This is a genomic window from Paenibacillus segetis (assembly GCF_014639155.1).
GTDB classification, from domain to species: domain Bacteria; phylum Bacillota; class Bacilli; order Paenibacillales; family Paenibacillaceae; genus Fontibacillus; species Fontibacillus segetis.
The window spans coordinates 26,765-51,870 of record NZ_BMFT01000003.1 but is presented as its reverse complement, the minus strand read 5'-3'; the positions used below and the strand labels follow the sequence as shown (position 1 = coordinate 51,870).

Below are 25,106 nucleotides of genomic sequence, written 5' to 3'. Positions count from 1 at the left end.
AAACCATGGCTCAATTAATGACAAATATTAATAACGGTAACCCTCTTATAACGGAGGAGAAAGTTTCTGGACCTTGGCGTGATGCGTGGAAGGCTTACCGCAAGAATAAAATTGCGATGATTGGACTTATAATGATTGTCCTGTTTATTGTTATCGCCATCTTGGCCCCTTTGATCGCACCTTATGACTACAAGGCTCAGGAGTTGAGTAGTCGCTTGAAACCACCATCTTGGGCGCATTTATTTGGAACAGATGACCTTGGACGCGATTTGCTTTCAAGGGTATTGTATGGGGCAAGAATCTCACTATGGGTAGGAGCATTTTCGGTTTTGGGCTCTATCATTATGGGGACATTACTCGGGATATTAGCGGGATATTACGGAAGATGGATCGATATGATCATCTCTCGTGTATTTGATATCTTACTTGCTTTTCCGAGTATATTATTAGCCATTGCGATTGTAGCTATATTGGGACCTTCTCTGCAAAATGCACTTTATGCTATCGCGATTATTAATATCCCGACGTATGGTCGGTTAGTGAGGGCTAGAGTGCTTAGTCTCAAGTCTGAGGAGTTTATTACCGCAGCGCGGGCGATTGGTATGAAAAACAGCGGGATCCTGATCCGTCATATCCTGCCCAATAGCTTAACGCCGATTATCGTTCAAGGTACGTTAGGTATTGCCACAGCGATCATTGAAGCGGCTGCACTTGGTTTCCTTGGACTGGGTGCCCAGCCACCTGCGCCAGAGTGGGGAAAAATGCTCTCGGACTCCCGTCAATTCATCCAAACTGCGCCGTGGACTGTTATTTTCCCAGGGGTATCGATCATGTTAACCGTACTAGCTTTTAACCTTATGGGTGATGGTCTACGTGATGCTATGGATCCACGAATGAAAAGTTAATTAGTTGTAATTGAATACCAAAAGAGCTATCCTCACAGCAAATATTCCTTTGCTGAAGGGGTGGCTTTTTTGTTTGTAGTAATTTTTCCAGTTTTAATACGTGTGATGGATTAGATATTGCTTGGATAGATTTTGGTTCAAAATGTAAAAGAAGGAGGTGTAAGTTATGAGCCAAATGGAAGAATATAAAAAGGATTTACTATCCTTAGTTGAGTGGGAGCCCTATTTAATGCTTCATTCGGGTCTACCGGGCCCCCGTGCGAACCTAACCTTGCTCTACACCGTGGTTAAAATGGGCAATAAGGAGCATTTTCAAAGGTTCTTGAATTTTCAACAAGGGAACATGAGTGGAGATTCACCAAATGACTTTATTGTGATGTGTGGAGTTGTCGGTTTAGGTAAGTTGTTAGCCCAGGGTCAAGCAGAGGTTCTGGTTCATTTGAAACAGTATGCTGCAGACTCTCGTTGGAGAATCAGAGAGAGTGTTGCGATGGCATTACAAATTTATGGTGAGCATCATATGGATCAGCTTCTATCTGAGATGATGTTGTGGAGCAGTGATGGGTTGCTTGTACAAAGAGCAGTGGCAGCGGCACTGTGTGAGCCAAAGCTGTTGAAAGATAAGGGGCACGCGGAGCAATTATTTGTTATATTAAATCGACTGACCTCATCTTTATTAGTAGAGGAGAATAGAAATCAAGAGGGTTCTCTAGTTTTGAAAAAGGCACTTGGTTACTGTTGGTCGGTAGCTATAGCTGCATACCCTACAGAAGGAAAAGTTGAATTTGAGCAGTGGATAAATTATGACAACAAGGATATTCGCTGGATGTTAAAGGAAAATCTATCTAAGAACAGATTACATAAGCTAGATATGGAATGGGTGGAGTGGTGTAAGGATAAGATGGCGTAAAATGACGAGTCTCCTATGTTTATTTCAAAAGATGAATTTAGCTGTATAAAATACAACTAACGTACCATCGGGTAACCGCGTACGCTGGGGTACTCAGGTACTCATCCCCTGGAACGTCAAACGTCCCAGTCGGGGTACTCTCCCTTCGGTCGAGACTGCGATGTAACTGCTAACGAGGTTCATGCTCCGACGAACCCCGAATTGGGGTTCTCATCCCCTGGAACGTCAAAAAGAGCCCACAAAGTGGACTCTTTTTTATTACGTCCCAGGAGGGATTCGAACCCCCGACCGACGGCTTAGAAGGCCGTTGCTCTATCCAGCTGAGCTACTGAGACATATGCAGAAATAAAAAATTCAAGCAAAAAATACTTTATCATATCTATCTGGAATAAGCAAGGGTAAATTTTCTTTTTGCATTGGTTGCTTATGTAATGGAAGCTCCTGGATGGGCGAATATGTTGGAGTAGGCGTGAATTTTCATCTGGGTAGGTGTCTATGCTATAATCTACAATTGAAATTACAGTCGAAAAAAGGGAGGTGTCCTTATCAGCAGCATTCAATCGGAAGACAAAGATAATGTCGTCTTGTTTCCCAAAACACTGGATTATTACCAGATTGAGCTTACACGGATGTTGGAAACGGAAAGATACGGAGAGGCCATTGAATTGCTCCAATTCTTATTGCATTGCCAGGGCCAGGACCCTAAGCACTACGAAGAATGGCAGGCATTACTGGAATGGCTGATGAGCGCTTTCCCAAAGTCTCTGCATACAGATGAACAAGAGCTTGCGGAAGAAGAGGAAGGCGAGGAACAGTTAGCTAGAAGACATGTGGAGGCTAAAATTGCCGAGGATAAAAACTATCCTAAAAAGTTGCTGCAGGCAGTCATGGAGAGGCCCATGTCAGAGAAAAGCTTTCTAGCGCTGGAGCAACTTGCCTTTGTGGATTTGTCGGAAATTGATGATGCCCTTCATATATGGTTGAATCGTAGTGATTTGCACCCACTGTTACAGTATCGCGTCCTACAAATATTGAACCGTAGAGGTTCCCAGGGTTTGATTAAATTTCAGCGCGGAGGCGAAGAAGTTGAAATCGAACTGGACCAGGTGCCATTGAAGCCCACAGATTTTCCATCACAGATACAAGATGTATTGGAGAGGATTGAGCAACATACAGGAATTCATAATCCGACTTTATTTTATTTTGCTCAAGAGTTATGGTACCAATTTATAATGGGTGTGTACGGTACGATGAATTATCGTTCGATGCTTAGTGAGGAAGATTCCATATTGGATGTATGGGCCGCAGCTCTGCATACGATTGTTGCGGAAACTCTTCAGGATGATCAGAGTGATGAGGAAATACGCAATTTGTACGGGATTACGGACAGTTTGCGACTACGGTACGAACAGGCTTACCGCTCCATGAAACAATTTATTTCGATTGGGATCAAGTCCTGATTTTGAGAAGAATCACTTAATCTGGTAGTTCTAGTGCTTGCTCTTGTAAAATGATGTATTGTTGATTATAATATAATGGTTATTCTGATCGTGTTATAAGGACAGCTATACTGAAACCTTGATAGCTGCTTTATCGCGATTCGGTTTCAGTATTTCAGTATAGTGAAATTTGGAGGGGAAGGCATAAAATGAAAGCAACTTGGGAAAAAATAGAAAAGAACCTTGGCGTTCTTGAGGTCGAAGTGGAAGCGGAACGCGTTTCCGTTGCACTGGATAAAGCGTTTCAAAAAGTAGCAAAGAAAGCAAACGTACCTGGATTCCGTAAAGGTAAAGTACCACGGCCAATTTTTGAAGCTCGCTACGGCGTTGAAAGCTTGTATCAAGATGCGATCGATATTTTGCTTCCTGAAGTTTATTCTGAAGCTATTGATCAAACGGAAATCTTTCCAGTTGATCGTCCAGAAGTAGACGTTGAACAGTTTGCTAAAGGCGAAACTTTCAAGTTCAAAGCAAAAGTAACTGTAAAACCTGAAGTTACACTTGGCGACTACAAAGGTATCGAAGTACCAGCACAAGCTGTAGAAGTTACCGAAGAAGAATTGAGCCAAGAGCTTGAGCGCTTGCAACAACGTCATGCTGAACTCGTTGTTATCGACGAAGAAGCATCCCAAAATGGCGATACTGTAGTAATCGACTTTGATGGTTCTGTTGACGGTGTTCCTTTTGAAGGCGGCAAAGCAGAACGTTATTCGTTGGAACTAGGAAGTAACACATTTATTCCTGGGTTCGAAGAGCAAGTAGTTGGTATGGCAACCGGAGATTTCAAGGATGTTACTGTAACTTTCCCTGAAACTTACCATGCAGAAGAACTGGCTAACAAAGAAGCTGTCTTCGCTGTTAAAGTTCATGAAATCAAACGCAAACAACTTCCTGCACTTGATGATGAGTTTGCTAAAGATGTTAGTGAATTTGATACACTTGAAGAATATAAAGAAGATTTGAAGAAACAATTGTTGTCCCGTAAAGAGAAAGAAAGCATCTCTGTTCGCGAAGGACTTATTGTTGACAAAGTAGGCGAAAACGCTGAAGTAGAAATTCCAGAAGCAATGGTACAAAGCGAAGTTCAAAACATGGTGCGTGATTTCGACAACCGTCTTCACTCCCAAGGAATGAACCTTGAAATGTTCCTTAACTTCTCGGGTCAAACGATTGAAGATCTTCAAGGTCAAATGCAAGGCGATGCTCAAAAACGTGTTCGTAACAACCTCGTATTAGAGCAAATTGCTAAAGCTGAAGGTATCGAAGCTACTCAAGAAGAAATCAACAAAGAAGTAGCTGACATGGCAGAAGCGTACAAACGCACTCCAGAAGATATCCTTAACATTCTAGCTGCTAATGGTTCATTGAACAGCTTGAATGAAGATGTAACATTGCGTAAGACGATTCAGTTCTTGCTCGAAAACAGCAAGGAAGTTCCAGCAGAAAAAGTAGAAGCTACTGAAGCTGTTGAGTCTGCTGAATAATCGTCACAAACATCAAGTATAGCGTTAAGGCACGTATATATAATGCGTGCCTTAATTTATCTCTTTTTTTGGATACATATATTTCCATATGTACCTCGGACAGGCCAAAGGGTATATATTATGTTCCGGGCGTCATAAACTGTATCATGTGAAAAATGACATGAGTCTTTGAACATGATAGAATACTTTTGTAAGCGCAGAATTTGAATAGGAAAAGAGGTTGGTCACATGAGTCTGGTGCCTATGGTTGTGGAACAAACAAATAGGGGAGAACGGTCTTACGATATATATTCGAGACTGCTCAAAGATCGCATCATCTTTCTTAGCAGCGCGATTGACGATGAAGTTGCCAATCTCGTAATTGCTCAACTGTTGTTTTTGGCAGCAGAAGATCCTGAGAAGGATATCCACTTGTATATCAATTCACCTGGTGGTTCAGTTACTGCTGGAATGGGTATATATGATACTATGCAGTATATCAAACCTGATGTTTCTACGATTTGTATGGGGATGGCTGCAAGTATGGGTTCGCTTCTGCTTACGGCAGGTGCGCCAGGTAAGCGGTTTGCACTACCAAACAGTGAGGTGATGATTCACCAACCACTCGGAGGTATAAGTGGTCAGGCATCGGATATCAAAATCCATGCAGATTGGATCATCAAAACGAGACAAAAGCTGAACCAGATATATGTGGATCGTACGGGTCAACCCCTTGATAAGATTCAGCGCGATACAGACCGCGACTTCTTCATGAGCGCGGAAGAGGCTAAAGACTACGGGATCATCGACCAAGTCATCATTAAGCCCATCAAATCATAAAGGGGTGTATACATGTTTAAATTTAACGATGAAAAAGGACAATTGAAATGTTCCTTTTGCGGTAAATCGCAAGAGCAAGTGCGCAAGCTTGTAGCCGGACCTGGCGTTTATATATGTGATGAATGTATTGAATTGTGCACGGAGATCGTGGAAGAAGAACTCGGACACGAAGAAGAGCTCGATCTCAAAGAGATTCCAAAACCGAAAGAAATTCGTGACATTCTTGATCAATATGTTATTGGGCAAGATCAGGCGAAGAAGTCTCTTTCTGTAGCGGTTTATAATCACTATAAGCGTGTAAATACAGGAAGCAAAATTGAAGACGTTGAATTGCAAAAGAGTAACATTTTGTTGCTTGGTCCAACGGGTTCAGGTAAAACGCTATTAGCTCAAACCATGGCTAAAATTTTGAACGTACCGTTTGCAATTGCAGATGCTACTTCGCTCACTGAAGCTGGTTATGTCGGTGAAGATGTAGAGAACATTCTACTGAAGCTGATTCAAGCAGCTGATTATGATGTGGAAAAAGCAGAGCGCGGAATCATTTATATCGATGAAATTGATAAAGTGGCCCGTAAGTCTGAGAATCCATCGATTACCCGTGATGTATCTGGTGAAGGTGTACAACAAGCTCTTCTCAAGATTCTAGAGGGCACTGTGGCATCCGTACCACCTCAAGGTGGTCGTAAACATCCACATCAAGAATTTATCCAAATCGATACGACGAATATTTTGTTTATTTGCGGTGGAGCATTTGATGGCTTAGAGCAAATGATCAAACGTCGGGTTGGTAAGAAAGTGATTGGCTTCAATGCGATGAGTGATGGACAAAAGGATCTGAAACCAGGCGAACACCTGTCGATGGTTCTTCCAGAAGATCTACTCAAATTTGGACTAATCCCTGAGTTTGTAGGCCGCTTGCCGGTCATTTCGACGCTAGAGCCACTAGATGAACTTACACTTGTACGGATTCTGTCTGAACCAAAGAATGCTTTGGTGAAGCAATATCAGAAATTGCTTGAACTGGACAATGTAACCTTGGAATTTGAGCCTAAGGCTCTTGAGGCGATTGCCCGTGAAGCGATTAAACGGAATACGGGTGCTCGTGGTCTTCGTGCGATCATTGAAGGCATAATGCTTGATGTGATGTATGAGGTACCTTCTCGGGAGGATATTACCGACTGCGTTATAACGGAGAAAGTCGTTATAGAGAAGACGGCTCCTGAACTGGAAACAAAGAAGAATAAGAAGCAAGAAGAGAGCGCGTAGAGCTGCCTGCACTTTACGTGACAAAATAGATGTTGAATTCTCCACCTTGGCAGGACTTAAGCCCTTGATTGGCTTTACTTGCAGGGGTGGAGCTTTGACGTTATGGGGGAGGTCTGAAATGACATTCTTGAGACAAGATACACGTCCTGTTAAAGTTGGTAATTTGACAATTGGCGGAAGCAATGAAGTGATCATTCAGAGTATGTGTACTACCAAAACGGCTGACGTGAAAGCGACAGTCGCTGAAATCCTTCGATTGGAAGAAGCGGGCTGCCAGTTGGTTCGTGTGACGGTCAACAACGAAGAAGCGGCTGCAGCGATCAAAGACATCAAGAAACAAATTCATATACCACTCGTAGCAGATATTCATTTTAATCATAAGCTTGCCTTGTTGGCCATTGAGAACGGCATTGATAAAGTTCGAATTAATCCAGGTAACATCGGCCGCCGCGAGAAAGTTGAAGCTGTAGTTAACGCATGTAAGGAAAAGGGAATCCCGATTCGTATTGGTGTTAATGCAGGTTCGCTTGAGAATCATCTGCTTGAGAAATATGGATATCCAACCCCAGAGGCGATGGTAGAGAGCGCATTATTCCATATCGGTATCCTAGAAGAGCTAGATTTCCATGATATTATTGTTTCATTGAAAGCATCTGATGTACCAATGGCAATTGAGGCTTATTCCCAGGCGGCTAAAGTTATTCCTTATCCGTTACATTTGGGGATCACAGAGGCTGGAACTTTATTCTCTGGTACAGTGAAGAGTGCTGCTGGGATTGGTGCTCTTTTATCCATGGGAATCGGATCAACGCTACGCATATCTCTCAGTGCTGACCCTGTGGAAGAAGTAAAAGTTGCTCGTGAGTTGCTTAAGACATTCGGGTTAATTACGAATGCTGCAACGCTTGTATCTTGTCCGACTTGTGGACGATTGGATATTGATCTCTTCTCCATCGCAAATGAAGTGGAGGCATACATTGCCAATCTGAAGGTACCAATCAAAGTTTCGGTGCTTGGATGTGCGGTGAATGGACCAGGCGAGGCACGTGAAGCTGATATTGGTATTGCTGGTGCTCGCGGTGAAGGTCTATTGTTCCGTTACGGAGAAATGATTCGTAAAGTGCCGGAAGATGAGCTGTTGTCTGAATTGAAGAAAGAGATCGATCATATCGTCGAGGTATTTGAAGCAACAGGAGAAATTCCCGGGCGAAGTGAACATCGAGCTGCAACACAAAGATAAAATAGATTAGGGCCACAAGCCGCACATAACGTGCAGTTTGTGGCTTTTTTTATTCTTATTTGGAAATAAAAAGAGGGAACTTTATAAAATGCGTTTTATGATGGAGTGAAACGGCAATACTACCAAGTATCAGTCGAAGTGTGGGAGGCTCAATATGATGGACATAAATGTAATCCTTATCTCCGTGCAAATGTTTTTTGCTGTGGTGATCGGCCTCTATTTCTGGAATCAGCTTCGTAGCCAGAAAGGGAACCGCACGGCGGTAGACCGAGAGTCACGCAAGGAAATGGAGAAGCTGCGCAAACTACGTGCAGTATCTTTAACCAAACCGTTGTCGGAAAGAACAAGACCATCTACATTAAATGATATTGTAGGCCAGAAAGACGGACTTCGGGCATTGAAGGCGGCACTGTGTAGCGCTAATCCTCAGCATGTCATTATTTATGGACCGCCGGGTGTAGGTAAGACCGCGGCTGCGAGAGTTGTTATGGAAGAAGCTAAGAAAAATCCGAGCTCTCCATTTAAGAACGATGCTAAGTTTATGGAGATTGATGCAACGATCGCCAGGTTCGATGAACGTGGAATCGCTGACCCGTTAATTGGATCAGTTCACGATCCCATATATCAAGGTGCGGGAGCTATGGGGGTTGCAGGTATTCCTCAACCGAAGCCAGGAGCTGTTACAAAGGCGCATGGTGGCATTTTGTTTATCGATGAGATCGGTGAACTTCATAGCATTCAAATGAACAAACTACTGAAGGTGCTAGAGGACCGCAAGGTATATTTGGAGAGTGCTTATTATAGCTCTGAGGATACTGGAACCCCGGCATATATTCATGATATTTTTCAGAATGGATTGCCAGCAGACTTTCGTCTTGTGGGTGCAACAACGCGCTCGTCGCAAGATATTCCACCTGCGTTACGATCTCGTTGTATGGAGGTTTACTTTAGACCCCTACTCCCTGAAGAAATTGCACAAATTGCAGAAGACGCTGTAAAGAGAATCGGCTTTCAGCCTTGTCCTGAGGCTATAGATGTCATTAAGAAGTTTGCAACAAATGGTCGCGAGGCCGTGAATATGGTGCAACTTGCCGCGGGATTAGCATTAACCGAGAAACGGGACCATTTATTAGCCTGTGATTTGGAATGGGTTGCGACTAGCAGCCAGCTAACGCCGAGGCCCGATCGAAAAGTACCTGAACAATCAGAAATTGGCGTAGTTAATGGTCTTGCAGTATATGGGCCGAATATGGGTACTTTACTTGAGATAGAGGCTACAGCTGTTCAGGTTGAGAAAGGTAAAGGGACCTATAATATTACCGGAGTTGTAGATGAAGAAGAAATCGGTGGAGGAAATAGGACACTTCGCAGAAAAAGTATGGCAAAAGGGTCAGTGGAGAATGTGTTGACGGTATTAAAGCGGATTGGGCTCGATATATCCGGGTACGATCTTCATATTAACTTTCCTGGTGGAACACCGATTGATGGACCTTCAGCAGGTCTTGCTATTGCCACTGCGATTGCTTCAGCAATGAAGAAGGTTCCAGTCGATTGTCGTATCGCGATGACAGGGGAAGTGGGTATTCACGGAAAAGTGAAGCCTGTTGGCGGAGTTGTAGCCAAAGTGGAAGCAGCCTTTCAGGCAGGGGCGAACACGGTGCTCATTCCAAAGGATAACTGGCAGAGCTTGTTCGAGGGTCTAGAAGGTTTGAAAGTCATTCCGGTTGAAACGGTTACTGAAGTATTCCGGCATGTATTTGGTCCAGAAGCGGCGAAGGATTTTGGTTTGTCGGTCGTGGCGGACTTGTTTGCTCCAGCACCTGCACCATTTCTCCATGCGGAATCGCCGCCTCCAAGTGGGAGTTTGTAGTTTCTTGATTGAATAGCATGAATACGATGTTGCTTACATCTTCGGGCGGCTGCATTTTGCAGCCGCTCTTCGTTGGTGTTTTAATGTAACATTTGCTAAAATAGGAATGATCTTTAACGAGAACGTTTGGGGGTGCAAAAACGATGGGAACACATAAATCCAAAGGCCGTCGTTTTCCATTGCTGCCTTTACGCGGCCTTCTCGTCTACCCGAGCATGGTTTTGCATTTAGATGTAGGGCGGGAGAAATCCGTGAAGGCACTGGAAAAGGCGATGGTTGATGACAATTTAATTCTCCTATGTTCTCAATCTGAAGTGAACATTGAAGAGCCAACGCAGGACGATATCTTCCGAATAGGGACAGTTGCAAAAGTACGTCAGATGCTGAAGCTGCCCAACGGTACGATTAGGGTACTGGTAGAAGGTATGGAGCGTGCTGAGATATTAGAGTATTTGGAGAATGAAGAATATTATGAGGTGTTTGCTCAGGAACGGCCAGAGGAAGAATCCGACGATCCTGAAGTGGATGCACTAATGCGCACTGTTCTTTCACAATTTGAATATTATATCAATTTGTCCAAGAAGGTAACTCCTGAGACGCTGGCGGCCGTGTCAGATATTGAAGAAGCGGGACGTCTTGCTGATGTGATTACGAGTCATCTATCGCTCAAAATCAAGGATAAACAGGAAATATTGGAGACGATTGATGTCAGAAAGCGGTTAGAGAAACTGCTGGATATTTTGAATAACGAGCGCGAAGTGTTGGAGCTTGAACGCAAAATCAGTCAACGCGTCAAGAAACAAATGGAGAAGACCCAGAAGGAATATTATTTGCGTGAGCAAATGAAGGCGATTCAGAAAGAGCTGGGCGAGAAGGAAGGTCGGGCGAGCGAAGTCGAAGAGCTTCGAGCGCAGCTTGAAGAGAAAGGCTTTCCTGACAAAGTGCGTGAGAAAGTTGAGAAGGAAATTGATCGACTGGAAAAAATGCCGACAAGTTCTGCTGAAGGTGGCGTTATCCGCAATTATGTCGATTGGTTGCTCAGCTTGCCTTGGAGTAATAAAACAGAAGATGACCTTGATCTCGCTAAAGCCGAACAGGTGTTGAACGAGGATCATTATGGTCTTGATGAACCTAAGGAACGGGTGCTTGAATACTTAGCCGTCCAGAAGCTGGTCAAGAAATTAAAAGGACCTATCCTCTGTCTTGTTGGACCACCAGGGGTTGGTAAAACTTCTCTTGCTCGGTCCATCGCCCGTTCGTTGAATCGGGAATTTGTCCGTATCTCTCTCGGTGGTGTACGAGATGAGGCGGAAATCCGTGGTCATCGCCGCACCTATGTTGGAGCAATGCCAGGACGTATTATCCAAGGGATGAAGAGTGCGGGTACATTGAACCCTGTCGTTTTATTGGATGAGATCGACAAGATGGCTTCTGATTTCCGTGGGGATCCATCTTCGGCACTACTTGAAGTGCTTGATCCCGAGCAGAATAATACGTTTAGCGATCATTTCATCGAAGTACCGTTTGATTTATCGAACGTTATGTTTGTTACGACTGCTAATGCGGTTCACAACATTCCTCGTCCCTTGCTGGATCGGATGGAAATGTTATATATTCCTGGCTATACGGAACTTGAGAAGCTACAGATTGCTAACCGTTACCTGCTACCTAAGCAGAAAAAGGAGCATGGTCTAGAACCGGAGCAACTTGAAATAGGTGAGGATGCACTATTACGGACGATTCGGGAGTATACTCGTGAATCAGGCGTCCGTAATCTAGAGCAACAGATCGCTGCATTATGCCGTAAAGCTGCAAGAAGCATTGTGTCTGAAAGTAAGGAGCAGATTGTAATCTCTCCTGAGAATGTGAAGGATTATCTTGGTATTCCGAAGTATCGTCATGGGGTAGCGGATCTTGAGGATCAGATTGGTACGGTAACAGGTCTCGCTTGGACTGAAGTAGGCGGAGAAACACTGGTTATTGAAGTCACGGTGGTACCTGGTACAGGCAAGTTGACCCTTACAGGTAAGCTTGGTGACGTTATGAAAGAATCAGCGCAGGCTGCGTTTAGTTATACTCGTTCCAAAGCGACTGAGCTTGGGATTGCCACTGATTTCCACGAGAAGAACGATATTCATATTCATATTCCAGAAGGTGCAATTCCGAAAGATGGGCCTTCGGCAGGGATTACGATTGCTACGGCGCTAATCTCCGCACTAACAAATCGTTATGTCTCAAAAGACGTGGCGATGACAGGCGAAATTACGCTTCGTGGTCGAGTGTTGCCGATCGGTGGACTGAAAGAAAAATCGCTTGCTGCTCATCGGGCAGGCTACAAAAAAATACTACTCCCGATGGATAACGAACGTGATCTACGGGATATCCCGGACAGTGTGAAGGAAGACGTTGTTTTCGTGCCGGTGTCTCATATGGACCAGGTATTGAAACATGCGCTTGTGGATCAATCCGGAGTGCACTAGAGAGGAATTATAAGAATGAAAGTAACAAATTCAGAATTTGTAATTAGCGCTGTGGGTCCCGACCAATATCCTGTGGATGGCTTGCCAGAGATTGCCCTGGCAGGTCGTTCCAACGTGGGTAAATCATCGCTAATTAACCGAATGATCAATCGTAAGAACTTAGCACGAACGAGTTCAACGCCAGGTAAGACACAGCATCTTAATTATTATCGGATTAATGATGAGCTGTATTTCGTCGATTTTCCCGGATACGGATATGCGAAGGTATCCAAGACAAAACGTCAGGTATGGGGAGAAATGATTGAGAAATACCTGTTAGAGCGAGAAACACTACGACTAGTAATGCTCATTGTGGATTTGCGTCACCCACCTTCCAAAGACGATGAGATGATGTACGATTGGCTGAAACACTATGATATGCCTGTATGTGTGGTGGCGACTAAGGCAGACAAAATACCTAAGTCACGTTGGCCGAAGCATTTAAAAATAATTAGAGAGTCGCTTGCGATGCGTGCGGGCGATGGATTTATCATGTTTTCATCGGAAGAAGGCCTGGGTAAAGATCAACTTTGGAGCCATATTAACCAGCATATTCGAAGTGAGGACATGAGTTTAGAAGAGAGCGAAGAATGAAAAATTGATCATGGATCACAAAGGGATTTGGAGAAGTTTCGGTAGGAAAGTGAGCATGCAGGGGGATTTTTAGAGCTAAGAACGGCTTAATCCGGTTTTTTCTGAAATATGGCTGGAATTCACGTATTAATCGCTGAGCAATTGCTTGAATGAGTAGTGTATAATATTTTTAAAGGATTGCTAAAAGAATTGAGGAGATTTTTATGGCTCAGCGGTTAGCCACAGAATATGTTAATGCCAGTTTGCGTTTGTCGGAAGATCAGATGTCGCAGTTTATTCACAAAGTGTATGATCCACATGTGCGTCAGCGAGTAAAAGTGCTGGATAACGGCGGGCAAGTGGTGGTGCTGGAGGATGACGGCGGTGAAGAAGTCCATCTGCCCTTTGATCGCAGTGACGGTAATTACGTCTGTGAATTGTCTTTCCGCTTGGAAACACCACACTTAACGAACGTCATGCGGCTCTTGTTTTCCGCTTTTAAGGGTTCAGGTATGGTCACAAGAATTTATAATGGATTCATGATGATGTATTATTATCAAGAAGGTCGAGTTCGCAAAATCGTTGAATATTCACGTGATTCTCATAAATTAGTTTATGAGTACAAAGATACGGTGGGTGAGCTTCAACGAATTTATCGTAATAACGATGTGGAACTAGAGATCGAAGCCATTCATAAAAGCATTAATGCCCTACTCGATTTGCGAATTGTCACGCAAGATTCCAATGAAGTGGTACGAATTGACGGTGAACTACGTCAGCATACTCGGCGACTTTTTGTTTTGGAAGCGTAAGAATAGATTTAGACGATTGTCACAGTTTTACTGAACTGAACATATTGTATGGAGAAAACTACCTGATGATCAGGTAGTTTTTTTAGCACCATGAGGTCAAGGTAAGTAAACCGGTTGAGTTTCCTCTTCTCTGGAAATTTTCCCATCACAATCTTTTAAAAAAAGGGTTGCATTTGTCCCTGATAGATGTTATTTTTAATCTCGTTGAAAAGAATATAGGAACCAGGATTCACTCAGGACATGGAGATGTTGCGAGAGATTTTTCCCTCGAGAAGTGAATGACGTAGGTCCTAGCGGATGAAATTTTTCAAACATTTTATTCCTAGGAAGGGGGAACCGAAAGATGGAATACTCAACTTTCGGAAGACACGTTGCTGTTGATACTTGGGGCGTAGATTTTGATGTGCTGAACAACGCGGAGCTTTTGACAGCTCATTTGGTGGAAGCAGCTGAAGCATGCGGAGCCACTGTGATGTCCATTCAATCAAAACAGTTTGAACCACAAGGAGCTACAGTACTTGTATTGCTGTCGGAGAGCCACCTCTCGATTCACACGTATCCTGAGAGAGGGTTTGCTGCAATTGATTGTTATACTTGTGGAGAGTTTGTTGATCCACAACTTGCGATCGATTACCTGGTGTCCGTATTGAAACCGGACAAAACATTCGCGAAGCAACTTATTCGCGGTTTAGGAGAACTTGAGGTTGTAACGCCCGTTATAAATCAAGTTGAACTCGTATAAAGAAGAGATTAAGCTGGATAGAATAACCATGGATACTCCATGGTTATTTTTTTATAGTATGGAAAGGACAGGTATGAGTAAGGAGTAAATAGGTTTATTCATAAATCGTTCATAAAAAGCTCACGGAAGTCTCAAAATAATAGGATTTTACTGTGATATAATTAACAATGTTTATAAGGTAATAATGCATGTACATTTTACGAGGCAGGTGAATTTCCAATGCACATCGTCGCAGTTGGGTTAAACTATCGAACGGCGCCAGTGGAGGTCAGGGAACGTTTTTCTTTTACGGATAGTGATATGCCACAAGCGTTGCAAGAGTTGAAACACACGAAGAGTGTCTTGGAAGGCGTGATCCTTGCTACCTGTAATCGTACGGAAATCTACGTGGTCGTCGATCGTCTCCATATGTGTGGATATTATATTCGAAGTTTTATGGAGAAGTGGTTCGGGGTTCCTCGCGAAGAATTCACCTCACATTTATATATGTATGAAGATAAACAGGCGATAGATCATTTGTTTCGGGTCACTTGTGGACTAGATTCAATGGTACTTGGTGAGACACAGATTCTGGGTCAGGTTCGTAGCTCCTTTTTATTATCACAAAGTCAGCAAGGAACCGGTACTTGGTTTAATAAGTTGTTTAAGCAAGCTATTACGCTAAGTAAAAGGGCACATTCTGAAACGGCGATCGGTGAGAATGCTGTATCCGTAAGTTATGCGGCTGTAGAGCTGGGCAAAAGCATCTTCGGTAGCTTTAGTGGCAAGAGAGTATTAATTCTTGGTGCTGGTAAAATGAGCGAGCTTACTGCTAAACACCTTAGTGGGGCTGGTGCACAAGAGCTTCTTGTTGCGAACCGTACTTTTGGACGCGCACAGGAACTTGCGTCTAAATTTAATGGGACTCCTTGTACATTACAAGAAGCTTATCAACGGATTCAAGATGTTGATATTCTGATTAGTTCTACGGGGTCAGAGGGGTATGTCGTTACAGCGTCTCAAGTAGCAAATAGCATGAAACAACGGCCCGATCAGCCTTTATTTATTATTGATATTGCGGTACCACGTGATATAGATCCTTCGATTAGTGAATTGCAGAATGTATTTCTGTATGATATTGATGATTTGGAGGGGATTGTGGAGAATAATCTGGAGCTGCGTCGGGCTGAATCGATCAAAATAGAGACTATGATAGCGCAAGAAATGGAATTGTTTGAGGAATGGGTTGAGACATTGGGCGTTTTGCCAGTCATTCGGGCACTACAGGAAAAGTCATCTTCCATTCACGAGAGCACAGTGGAGAGTCTATTTAACAAGCTACCTGAACTTGATGAGCGTCAGCGTAAAGTCATCCGGCGTTTGACGAAGAGTATTGTTAACCAAATGATGCATGATCCAATTAATCGAGTGAAGGAAATGGCAGGAGAAAAGGGAGGCGCTGAAGCGCTGGAGCTTTTCACCCAAATTTTTGGTTTGGAGGAGCAGCTTCATGCGGCTTCGGATTCAGAACAAGAAAATGTTGCTTCCTTGGAGTCTCAAGACGTTCGTGAAGAAGAAGGTTCTCCCCATGACAATACTCCATCGTCCTTGATCTCAGTTTCTGTATAATGTGGTGATTTACAAGTTTTTTTTGCTGAAGTGTATTACGGGAATGAATAATTTATGCCCTGAGCCTTCTGTTTGTTTTTCGGATTGCCTTCGTGGCCTGAAGAGAAATGAACAGATTGCCCAGGGCTTCTTATTTATATCCAATTGAATCAGCCATACGATGAACCATGTACATGGAAAATTGGACGAGTGTAGAGTATGCTATTAACAATATACAATTTCGATAATTACGTAATTTCGGTTGGATCGAGGAGTGAATGAAATGCCTCATTATGTTCCCGTTATGATGAATTGTGAAGGACGTCGTCTTATCATTGTAGGTGGAGGTTTAGTTGCTGAGCGCAAGGTGTCCAGCTTGCTCGGAGCTGAAGCTACGATAGTTGTAATCAGTCACAAGTTATCACCTTGGTTACAATCCTGCTTTGAGGACGGTTTGATCACATGGTTGGAACGAGGATATATGGAGGGAGATCTGGAAGGGGCAGCGTTAGTATTCGCCGCAACCGATCAGGCGATCGTTAATGAGGCAGTCGTTGTAGAGGCAACTAAGCTTGGAATTCCAGTAAATCATGCTGGGGATGGAAAGCGTGGAACTTTCATTACACCTAGTTCCGTTCGTAGGGGGAAATTAATTATTGCTGTATCTTCTTCGGGCGCTGGACCGATTGTGGCAACAAATCTGTGCAGAGAAATTGAGAAGCAGTATGGTGCAGAATATGAGACATATATTGATTTTCTAAGTATTGTAAGAATGGTTATCAAACATCGTGTATCGGATATATCAGAGCGTCATGACTTGTTCAAATTACTGGCTGAAATGGATGTCTTGACTGATATTCGGAATGGGAATTTTCATTTTTGGAGTGAAGAAGAAATCACTTCTTGGATTACTGAATACCGGAGGGAAAAATGATGAAGCGTACGATTGTGGTAGGTACTAGACAGAGCCAACTGGCGCTAACGCAAACAGGACATGTAATCGATGCATTAAAACGCCTTTGTGAGGAGCATTCTCTACCGTTTGATTTCGAAATTCGGAAGATCATTACGAAAGGCGATCGAATTCTGGATGTAACGTTGTCGAAAGTTGGAGGAAAGGGACTGTTCGTGAAAGAAATCGAACAAGCGATGCTAGATGGTGAGATTGACTTAGCGGTACATAGTATGAAGGATATGCCCTCTGAGCTTCAGGAAGGGCTTGTGAATGGTGCGACTCCTTTGCGAGTTGATCCTCGTGATGCATTGATTTCACGTCAGGATTACAGCTTGGAGACCCTTCCGCAAGGGGCAAGGGTAGGAACAAGCAGTTTGCGCCGTTGCAGTCAACTACTAGCATTCCGCCCGGATTTGGTGATTGAGCCGATCCGTGGAAATATAGATTCCCGGCTGCGCAAATTGAATGAGGAAGGTTTCGACGCTATTGTTCTCGCGGCTGCAGGATTGTTTCGAATGGGTTGGGGAGATGAAATCACTACCTTTCTTCCGGTAGAACTGTGTCTTCCAGCTGTCGGTCAAGGTGCGCTTGGAATTGAGTGTCGGGAGGAAGACCACGATGTTCGTCATCTTTTGTCACTATATAACGATAAGAATACGGAGTTAACGGTTTCAGCAGAACGTAAATTTCTTAGTGTACTGAATGGAGGCTGCCAAGTTCCCATAGGAGCTTACGCTACATTGGTGAATGATGAGGATGAGACGAATATGATTAGTTCTCCATGCATTATGCTAACGGGGATGGTAGGTTATCCAGATGGGCGAACCATTCTCAAGGAGACTCTCATTGGAAATGATCCTATCCGACTTGGGGAAGAAGTGGCATGGAAGCTTATTTCTAGAGGTGCGGGCGAAATTTTAGCTGAAGCTAGGGAGTGAAGGCTGTGACGGGGAAAGTCTTTTTAGTTGGTGCAGGACCGGGTGATGCAAGATTGATTACGATCAAGGGTATGGATTGCATAGAAAAAGGTGATGTCGTTGTTTACGATCGACTAGCTAACCCTAGTCTTTTAAAGAGGATGAAACATGGGGCTGAGAAAGTATACGTAGGAAAAAGACCGGACCGCCATACGATGAAGCAAGAGGAGATCAATCAGTTACTTGTTGATTTTGCTCTATCGGGCAAAGTTGTTGTGCGATTAAAAGGTGGCGATCCAACGATCTTTGGACGTGTCGGAGAAGAGGCAGAGCTGCTTCGCAAACACGGCATACCTTATGAAATCGTTCCAGGCATTACAGCGGCTATTTCAGTACCAGCTTATGCGGGCATCCCCGTAACACATCGCGATCTAGCGTCATCTTTGTCTATCATTACCGGTCACGAAAGCCCAGACAAACTGGATGTATCGATCAATTGGGAGAAGGTAACGAATGCAACGGGAACGTTAGTATTCATGATGGGTGTCGCAAAAATTGGTTACATAAGCAAACAATTGATTACCTATGGAAGACCGCCGGAAACCCCAGTAGCATTGGTACGCTGGGGTACACGAGCTGAGCAGGATACAATCACAGGAACGCTAGAAGACATTGAGGAAAAGGTACGAGTAGCTAATTTCCAGCCCCCTGCTGTCATTGTAGTTGGTGAGGTCGTAAATCAACGTGAGCAATTGAAATGGGCTGAGTCGATGCCACTCTTTGGCAAACGAATTCTCGTTACACGTGCAAGATCGCAGGCTAGTGAGCTCGTGAATAGGATTGAAGATTTAGGCGGAGAGCCATATGAATTTCCCGTTATCGAGACCGTCATACCCACAAATGAAGAGCGATTGTTGCACAGCAAAACTGCATTGGAGTGTCTTGCAGAATATGACTGGGTATTCTTCACCAGCGTGAATGGCGTAGAGTATTTCTTCAAGCACCTGGAGAGACTGGGAAAAGACATTCGTTCTCTACATAAGGCACGTATTGCTGCGGTTGGTCCAGCAACGAAGGAAGCGCTCAGATTGCATGGAATTGTTGCTGAAGAGTTACCTGGAAGCTATCAGGCCGAAGGGATGTTCGAAGCTTACGGTGATGAGATGGTGGCGGGGCAACAAGTACTTCTGCCAAGAGGTGATCTAGCTCGAACATGGCTTCCACAGGTGCTTCGTGAGAAAGGACTATCTGTAACAGAAGCTATTATGTACGAGACCGTACCTATTGGTGAAGAAGATGACGAGTTATTGAAGCTGATTGAGGAGGGTGGCATTCATGCGGTGACTTTCACAAGTTCCTCAACGGTGACCAACTTGATAGCTGCTCTGAAACGGATGGGAATTACCGATCCCGCTCAAGCCTTAAGTGGTGCTGAGATCGCCTGCATTGGCCCCCTCACTGCACGTACAGCGCAGGAAGCTGGCCTCAACGTAACCATATTGGCCGAAGAAGCTACGATTGATAGTCTTGTTGACTCTCTATGTGAGTGGAAGGCGAGGACTGCAAATGTAGTTGAAAATGATTGATTGTGATGGAGCTGAGGTAAAAGATTTGCTTGTGATGGAGCTGCGATAACGAAATGTTCTTACGATCGCTGTTGTCCCCCAAATTTCTTGATTTAACTATTCAAAAGGTTGAAATTCGGGGGCCAAAGGCGAACGCTTCGCTTCTTCAGAATCATTTCGCTCTCTCCGCTTTATCACAAACTATAATCCAACTTGGGCAAAATCATCACTCACATCTTCGAGTAGAGGGTAGTAGTAATTAACTTTATTTCTGCTTCACATATGAAATAACGTCTAACCAACATGAAGCGTATCCCCGAAGGGGACAGCGTCTCCGTGCACGTAATAACAGTCCAAGGAAGAAGAAGCGCATCTCCGAAGGAGACAGCTCTCCGAGCAGGTGCACAAGTAGTAGAGCGTGCCCCGAAGGGGAGAAAAGCGGGCTCTAGCACATTCCAGCCCGGTAACGCCGAAAGAAGTAGTATTCCCCATCATGTTTAAAAAGGTAATACAGGAGCACCAAAAGTAAGACGTACCCGAAGGGGGAAAAGCGTTTCCACGCACCAAAGTACAGCGCATCCCCGCAGGGGACAGCGAGTAGGAGCGCCTCTATCCCTCCCACGTTCTCGAAGCGGGTATCCAAAGGGCGGCAGTCCTTGGGGCCCTCCCTTAGGGTAAGGGAGGGTTTGGGAGGGATGAGAATCAAACTTAGGAGGTAATTACAAACTATGACTTTTCCAATTGTAAGACATCGTCGGTTGCGTCAATCGGCTGCCATTCGTGGTATGGTCCGTGAGACTGTACTTACTGTCGATGATTTCATTATGCCGATTTTTGTGACTTATGGTAGTGGAGTAAAAAATGAGATCTCTTCGATGCCGGGTGTATTTCATTTTTCACTAGATACGTTAGAAGAGGAAGTAAAAGAAATTGTAGATTTAGGGATACCAGCCGTATTGTTATTTGGTATTCCAGAGGGAAAAGATAGTATCGGTACCCCAGCTTTTATTGATAACGGAATTGTTCAGGAGGCTACACGTAAGATTAAGTCCCTATATCCCGATCTTCTGGTAGTCGCCGATACGTGTCTTTGTGAATTCACAGATCATGGACATTGCGGGATGGTTCATACGTTCGAGCGTGATGGTCATGTGTGCGGGGATGTGCTTAATGACGAATCCCTCGAGCTGCTTGTGCGTACTGCCGTATCTCAAGCACGTGCGGGTGCTGACATTATTGCTCCTTCTAATATGATGGATGGGTTCGTTCAAGCTATTCGTGCCGGATTAGATGAAGCAGGCTACAATCATATTCCGATTATGTCTTACTCTGTGAAGTACGCGTCTGCTTTTTACGGTCCATTCCGTGAGGCAGCTGATTCTGCACCGCAGTTTGGTGACCGTAAGACATATCAGATGGATCCGGCAAATGCACGGGAAGCGCTGCGGGAAGCAGAGTCTGATGTGCTTGAAGGAGCAGATATGCTGATGGTAAAACCTGCGTTAGCATTTATGGACATCATAAGGATGCTTCGGGATCAATTCGATCTCCCCCTTGTCGCTTATAATGTTAGTGGTGAATACTCCATGGTGAAAGCCGCGGCTCAGCAGGGGTGGATTAATGAACGAGCCATTGTAACGGAGATGCTGCTCGGTATGAAACGTGCAGGTGCGGATATTATTATTACTTACTTTGCTAAGGATGCTGCTCGTTGGTTGCGTGGTGGAAATTAAGAGAATATTAAGAGGTTATGCATGAATATGTAGTACATTAATTCGGATAGGGAGTGGATCTGAAGTGAGTGAAACAATCGGAAGACGTCAGGATGAACTTTCGCGGACAGCTTTTGAGGAAGCTAAGCATTATTTACCAGGAGGTGTTAATAGCCCAGTTAGGGCTTTTAAATCTGTTGGGTTAACACCGATTTATGCGGAGCATGGTGTGGGTTCACGAATATTTGATATCGATGGAAATCAATATATCGACTATGTAGGATCTTGGGGACCTCTCATTATGGGACATGCCCACCCTGAGGTAGTAGCAGCATTACAGGAGACGGCATCAAGAGGTACAAGCTTTGGCCTACCGACGCTACTTGAGACGAAGATGGCTAAATTAGTAGCGGAACGTGTACCGTCTATCGATATTGTGCGGATGGTGAATTCGGGGACAGAAGCAACGATGAGTGCGATTCGGCTTGCTCGTGGGTACACAGGACGTAATAAAATCATGAAGTTTGAAGGCTCCTACCACGGACATGCAGATAGTTTGTTGATCAAAGCAGGGTCCGGTGTAGCCACATTAGGTCTACCAGATAGTCCTGGTGTTCCTGAAGGTGTTGCAGCGAATACGATTGCGGTTCCTTACAATGATCTGGAATCGGTCCAGCTTGCATTTGAACGTTTTGGCGAAGAGATAGCTGGGGTTATTGTCGAACCAATAGCGGGTAATATGGGCGTTGTTCCACCTCTCCCAGGCTTTCTTGAAGGCCTTCGTCGGTTGACTACAGAGTATGGCAGTCTGCTAATTTTTGATGAAGTCATGACAGGATTTAGGGTACATATGAATTGTGCTCAAGGTCTTTTTGGTATTACGCCAGATCTAACTTGCCTTGGTAAAGTGATCGGTGGAGGACTACCTGTCGGCGCTTATGGCGGCAGACGTGAAATCATGGAACAAATTGCTCCTACTGGACCGATTTATCAAGCAGGTACGTTGAGTGGTAATCCGCTAGCTATGACGGCGGGATACACTACGTTGTCGTTGCTAACACCTGAAGTGTATGATCGACTGGAGCATTTGTCAGCTAAGCTTGCGAATGGTTTAGAAGCCAACGCCAAGGAACGTGGGATTCCATGTACGATTAACCGAGTTGGTTCAATGGTTTGTCCTTTCTTTACATCAGACAAGGTTATTAATTACGATACTGCTAAAAATAGTGACTTGGGTGCCTTCCGCAAATATTTTGCCGCGATTGTAGAAGAGGGTATAAACATAGCTCCATCTCAATTTGAAGGTATGTTTGTGTCTGGGGTTCATAGTGATGAAGATATCGAAATGACAATTGAGGCACATCGCCTCGCTCTGCAAAAATTGTGAGTCCACGTATAACTAGCCAGAAGCGTGGAGAATGGCTGGAACTGATGCCGGGTAAGTTGATTCCCCCAGAGAATGGAGATCGCTTTGCAGCGGCTATAATCTGGTTGAGGAATGTGCTCGGAGTTCCTCCAAAACTATTGCTGACCTTGGAGAATGAAGGTGGAATTAAGCTTGCGGGTGATCGCTTACGCCTGCATCTATTTCCGCCCAAACAATCACAATATGAACCTCATGCACATGAGCTTACTGTCCTGTACGAGGACGATTTCTGTCTCGTCGTGCATAAGCCAGTAGGAGTTAAGGTCCATCCGGATGGTGCGGATCGTAGACCTACCTTGGCTAATATGGTAGCAGCCTTATATTCGGAACGGAATGAAGCAGTTGCCCCTGCTCATATTCATCGTTTGGACGAATTTACGTCAGGGCCGGTGCTATATGCTAAAAATGAGTATGCTCATCTTAAGCTAGATGAAGCGATGTCTCGTAAAGAAATTGGACGTCGTTATGTCGCTTTTGTCCAAGGAATTGTTGATCCTACATTAACAATAATCGATCAGCCTATTGGCAAGGATCGACATCATAATCAGCGACGCCGTGTATCTCCTACGGGTAAACCCGCTGTAACACGAGTTGAAGTAGCTGAGCAATATTCTTCAGCAAGTCTTGTCAGGCTGAAGCTTGAGACCGGACGAACTCATCAGATCCGTGTCCACATGAGCTATGCAGGACATCCCCTGCTGGGAGATGATATATATGGGGGCAGTACGGCGCTAATTTCTCATCAGGCGCTTCATGGCGAGAGTCTGTCCTTCAGGCATCCGTTGACTGGAGAAATGATTCATGTGACGGATCCTTGGCCGACCGCTATGAACATTTTACGGGGGCAATTACTAGCCTCAAAAACATAGAAGCAGGATACTGAAAATTAGGCATGCACTCTTCTTTTAAGCATATAGATAAAACGAGCGATGATTTGGATCATGAAAATGTATCGATGCAAAATCATGTTTGGATATGCTGAAAGGAGGTAATTGCTCTTGGTTGATCAATCCTACGGATTGCGATTCGATATTTATGAACGTGTTCATTTATCGGATGATGTGATCGGCATTGAGGAATTGGAAGAAATTGAACTTTACCCGAAAATTCAGGTTATTCCCGGTGAAGAATATGCCGCGCTTCGCGGACATTTGCTGTTGTCGGGGCTATACCGCGGAGAGGGGGAAACTCGCGAATTAGAGCATTGGATTCCTGTGGAAATCACCATTCCACTCAGCCGGGTGAACCGGTTGGAGGATATCGCAGTGGAAATTGAGAATTTTGATATCGATCTTCTTAGTGCCCGTAGCTTGAATATTACAGGCGTTCTTTCCCTGCAAGGAATCGAGACTTCCTCATTGGTAACCGAGACTCAGGACTGGGGGGGGAGAGAATTTGTTGCCGCCCACGATACAGTACCGGAGAATCGGAATGATCAAGATTCTGCTGAGTTTACGGAAGAGTCCTCTGAGGATCGGGATCCGGACGAGCAGGCAGAAGTTTTGTCGTGGACGGAGGATTCCTCTGCTTTATTGTCACCGACATTATGGGCGGACAAGGAATATGATACTTCGGAGCTGGTAGAAGTAACCGCAGTACCAGAGTATGCTCAAGAATCTGGGAGTAATGTCTGGTTTAAGCAGGAGGTTTTTTCGCCAGTCGAAACTACCCCTCGGGTGAATGATTCTGCTGAAGCAACAGAAGTTGCGGAAATCTCGGAGGCAGAGTTAAGCTCTGTTGATATGGAGACCGAGGATGTTGTTCCCGTGGACGCCGAGGTAGATCTAGAAGTGTCAGAAGATGTACATGCGGACTTGGAAGCTGTTGCTGTATTGCAGCAAGAAGAAAAGAAAGAAATGAAAATTGCACTAGGAAGTAAGAAGAATAGTGAAGCCGAACAGGAAAATAGTTTTGGTATAACTAAGTTTTTACCTAGCAAACGTATAGTTGAGGAAGTAAATACTGTACCAGAAAAGGTAGAGGAGCAATCTGAATCTACGACAGAACCTAGGGATACCGAGGAAGTATACTGGAAAAACCTATTTATTGGTAATGTAGATGAGAAGACTCCTTTCCGTAAAGTAAAGCTTGTTATCGTACAACGAGAAGAAACACTGGATGATATCGCACAACGATACCATCTTAGCTTACGTGAGCTTCAACTTTATAACCGTTTGCCTGAACAGAATTTATCAGAAGGTCAAGTGCTTTACATTCCATAATAAGTATCCTCCTGCGCAACATATGCGCAGGTTTTTTTATTGGGACAGGGGGGACAGGCTCTTTGTCTCACTCGAAACAT

At 44.3% G+C, this 25,106-nt stretch carries 20 protein-coding genes and 1 tRNA gene; 20 read left to right on the top strand and 1 reads right to left on the bottom strand.

Annotated features, from left to right (window positions below; translation table 11 throughout):
- Positions 1-5: 5 nt before the first annotated feature.
- Positions 6-905, top strand: a complete 900-nt coding sequence (nikC, locus tag IEW05_RS19465) for a nickel transporter permease (protein WP_188541547.1) — start codon at positions 6-8, stop codon at positions 903-905.
- A 166-nt stretch (positions 906-1,071) separates the two neighbouring features.
- Positions 1,072-1,815: a HEAT repeat domain-containing protein gene (locus tag IEW05_RS19460; protein ID WP_188541546.1), complete on the top strand. Its 744-nt coding sequence runs from the start codon at positions 1,072-1,074 to the stop codon at positions 1,813-1,815.
- 261 nt (positions 1,816-2,076) lie between these two features.
- On the opposite strand, the gene IEW05_RS19455 is transcribed toward IEW05_RS19460, so the two are convergent.
- Positions 2,077-2,150: transfer RNA gene (locus IEW05_RS19455), tRNA-Arg, on the bottom strand.
- Between the two features lie 249 nt (positions 2,151-2,399).
- On the opposite strand from IEW05_RS19455, the gene IEW05_RS19450 reads away from it, so the two are divergent.
- The 18 genes from IEW05_RS19450 to IEW05_RS19365 all read left to right on the top strand — a co-directional run bounded on the left by IEW05_RS19450 (position 2,400) and on the right by IEW05_RS19365 (position 25,026).
- Positions 2,400-3,275, top strand: a complete 876-nt coding sequence (locus tag IEW05_RS19450) for a hypothetical protein (protein ID WP_188541545.1) — start codon at positions 2,400-2,402, stop codon at positions 3,273-3,275.
- A gap of 188 nt (positions 3,276-3,463) precedes the next feature.
- Positions 3,464-4,798 carry a trigger factor gene (tig, locus tag IEW05_RS19445; protein WP_188541544.1) on the top strand — a complete coding sequence of 445 codons (1,335 nt, stop codon included), beginning with the start codon at positions 3,464-3,466 and terminating at the stop codon, positions 4,796-4,798.
- Between the two features lie 228 nt (positions 4,799-5,026).
- On the top strand, positions 5,027-5,617 hold the full coding sequence (clpP, locus tag IEW05_RS19440) for an ATP-dependent Clp endopeptidase proteolytic subunit ClpP (RefSeq protein WP_188541543.1): 591 nt from the start codon (positions 5,027-5,029) through the stop codon (positions 5,615-5,617).
- 12 nt (positions 5,618-5,629) lie between these two features.
- Positions 5,630-6,886, top strand: a complete 1,257-nt coding sequence (clpX, locus tag IEW05_RS19435; protein ID WP_188541542.1) for an ATP-dependent protease ATP-binding subunit ClpX — start codon at positions 5,630-5,632, stop codon at positions 6,884-6,886.
- Positions 6,887-7,004: 118 nt separating this feature from the next.
- The gene (ispG, locus tag IEW05_RS19430) at positions 7,005-8,126 is read left to right on the top strand and encodes a flavodoxin-dependent (E)-4-hydroxy-3-methylbut-2-enyl-diphosphate synthase (protein ID WP_188541541.1); all 1,122 of its coding nucleotides are present in this window, start codon (positions 7,005-7,007) and stop codon (positions 8,124-8,126) included.
- Between the two features lie 157 nt (positions 8,127-8,283).
- Positions 8,284-9,996 carry an ATP-dependent protease LonB gene (gene lonB, locus IEW05_RS19425; RefSeq protein ID WP_188541789.1) on the top strand — a complete coding sequence of 571 codons (1,713 nt, stop codon included), beginning with the start codon at positions 8,284-8,286 and terminating at the stop codon, positions 9,994-9,996.
- Between the two features lie 143 nt (positions 9,997-10,139).
- Positions 10,140-12,476, top strand: a complete 2,337-nt coding sequence (gene lon, locus IEW05_RS19420) for an endopeptidase La (RefSeq protein WP_188541540.1) — start codon at positions 10,140-10,142, stop codon at positions 12,474-12,476.
- Positions 12,477-12,491: 15 nt separating this feature from the next.
- Positions 12,492-13,109 (top strand): ribosome biogenesis GTP-binding protein YihA/YsxC, encoded by a 618-nt coding sequence (gene yihA / locus IEW05_RS19415; RefSeq protein WP_188541539.1) that lies wholly within the window; start codon positions 12,492-12,494, stop codon positions 13,107-13,109.
- 203 nt (positions 13,110-13,312) lie between these two features.
- Positions 13,313-13,900, top strand: a complete 588-nt coding sequence (locus IEW05_RS19410) for a non-ribosomal peptide synthetase module (protein WP_188541538.1) — start codon at positions 13,313-13,315, stop codon at positions 13,898-13,900.
- A 343-nt stretch (positions 13,901-14,243) separates the two neighbouring features.
- Complete coding sequence (speD, locus tag IEW05_RS19405) at positions 14,244-14,642, top strand: adenosylmethionine decarboxylase (RefSeq protein WP_188541537.1); 399 nt, start codon at positions 14,244-14,246, stop codon at positions 14,640-14,642.
- Between the two features lie 219 nt (positions 14,643-14,861).
- Positions 14,862-16,250 carry a glutamyl-tRNA reductase gene (hemA, locus tag IEW05_RS19400; protein ID WP_188541536.1) on the top strand — a complete coding sequence of 463 codons (1,389 nt, stop codon included), beginning with the start codon at positions 14,862-14,864 and terminating at the stop codon, positions 16,248-16,250.
- Positions 16,251-16,512: 262 nt separating this feature from the next.
- On the top strand, positions 16,513-17,163 hold the full coding sequence (locus tag IEW05_RS19395) for a precorrin-2 dehydrogenase/sirohydrochlorin ferrochelatase family protein (protein WP_188541535.1): 651 nt from the start codon (positions 16,513-16,515) through the stop codon (positions 17,161-17,163).
- Positions 17,160-18,122: a hydroxymethylbilane synthase gene (gene hemC, locus IEW05_RS19390; protein WP_188541534.1), complete on the top strand. Its 963-nt coding sequence runs from the start codon at positions 17,160-17,162 to the stop codon at positions 18,120-18,122. The genes IEW05_RS19395 and hemC overlap by 4 nt, the downstream gene beginning before the upstream one ends.
- Before the next feature lie 5 nt (positions 18,123-18,127).
- Positions 18,128-19,687 (top strand): uroporphyrinogen-III C-methyltransferase, encoded by a 1,560-nt coding sequence (gene cobA, locus IEW05_RS19385; protein WP_188541533.1) that lies wholly within the window; start codon positions 18,128-18,130, stop codon positions 19,685-19,687.
- A gap of 707 nt (positions 19,688-20,394) precedes the next feature.
- On the top strand, positions 20,395-21,399 hold the full coding sequence (gene hemB / locus IEW05_RS19380; RefSeq protein WP_188541532.1) for a porphobilinogen synthase: 1,005 nt from the start codon (positions 20,395-20,397) through the stop codon (positions 21,397-21,399).
- 64 nt (positions 21,400-21,463) lie between these two features.
- A complete protein-coding gene (gene hemL / locus IEW05_RS19375) occupies positions 21,464-22,765 on the top strand; it encodes a glutamate-1-semialdehyde 2,1-aminomutase (protein ID WP_188541531.1) in 1,302 nt (433 codons plus the stop codon).
- Positions 22,762-23,673 (top strand): RluA family pseudouridine synthase, encoded by a 912-nt coding sequence (locus IEW05_RS19370; protein WP_188541530.1) that lies wholly within the window; start codon positions 22,762-22,764, stop codon positions 23,671-23,673. Before hemL ends, IEW05_RS19370 begins: the two co-directional genes overlap by 4 nt.
- Before the next feature lie 129 nt (positions 23,674-23,802).
- On the top strand, positions 23,803-25,026 hold the full coding sequence (locus tag IEW05_RS19365) for a LysM peptidoglycan-binding domain-containing protein (protein WP_188541529.1): 1,224 nt from the start codon (positions 23,803-23,805) through the stop codon (positions 25,024-25,026).
- Positions 25,027-25,106 lie beyond the last annotated feature (80 nt).

Excerpts from the sequence above, each read along its gene's own strand:
- lonB (WP_188541789.1), top strand. The coding sequence starts at position 8,284 with ATGGACATAAATGTAATCCTTATCTCCGTGCAAATGTTTTTTGCTGTG.
- IEW05_RS19410 (WP_188541538.1), top strand. The coding sequence starts at position 13,313 with ATGGCTCAGCGGTTAGCCACAGAATATGTTAATGCCAGTTTGCGTTTG.
- nikC (WP_188541547.1), top strand. The coding sequence starts at position 6 with ATGGCTCAATTAATGACAAATATTAATAACGGTAACCCTCTTATAACG.
- hemA (WP_188541536.1), top strand. The coding sequence starts at position 14,862 with ATGCACATCGTCGCAGTTGGGTTAAACTATCGAACGGCGCCAGTGGAG.
- clpP (WP_188541543.1), top strand. The coding sequence starts at position 5,027 with ATGAGTCTGGTGCCTATGGTTGTGGAACAAACAAATAGGGGAGAACGG.
- yihA (WP_188541539.1), top strand. The coding sequence starts at position 12,492 with ATGAAAGTAACAAATTCAGAATTTGTAATTAGCGCTGTGGGTCCCGAC.
- hemC (WP_188541534.1), top strand. The coding sequence starts at position 17,160 with ATGATGAAGCGTACGATTGTGGTAGGTACTAGACAGAGCCAACTGGCG.
- clpX (WP_188541542.1), top strand. The coding sequence starts at position 5,630 with ATGTTTAAATTTAACGATGAAAAAGGACAATTGAAATGTTCCTTTTGC.
- tig (WP_188541544.1), top strand. The coding sequence starts at position 3,464 with ATGAAAGCAACTTGGGAAAAAATAGAAAAGAACCTTGGCGTTCTTGAG.
- IEW05_RS19460 (WP_188541546.1), top strand. The coding sequence starts at position 1,072 with ATGAGCCAAATGGAAGAATATAAAAAGGATTTACTATCCTTAGTTGAG.
- lon (WP_188541540.1), top strand. The coding sequence starts at position 10,140 with ATGGGAACACATAAATCCAAAGGCCGTCGTTTTCCATTGCTGCCTTTA.
- speD (WP_188541537.1), top strand. The coding sequence starts at position 14,244 with ATGGAATACTCAACTTTCGGAAGACACGTTGCTGTTGATACTTGGGGC.
- ispG (WP_188541541.1), top strand. The coding sequence starts at position 7,005 with ATGACATTCTTGAGACAAGATACACGTCCTGTTAAAGTTGGTAATTTG.
- hemB (WP_188541532.1), top strand. The coding sequence starts at position 20,395 with ATGACTTTTCCAATTGTAAGACATCGTCGGTTGCGTCAATCGGCTGCC.
- IEW05_RS19395 (WP_188541535.1), top strand. The coding sequence starts at position 16,513 with ATGCCTCATTATGTTCCCGTTATGATGAATTGTGAAGGACGTCGTCTT.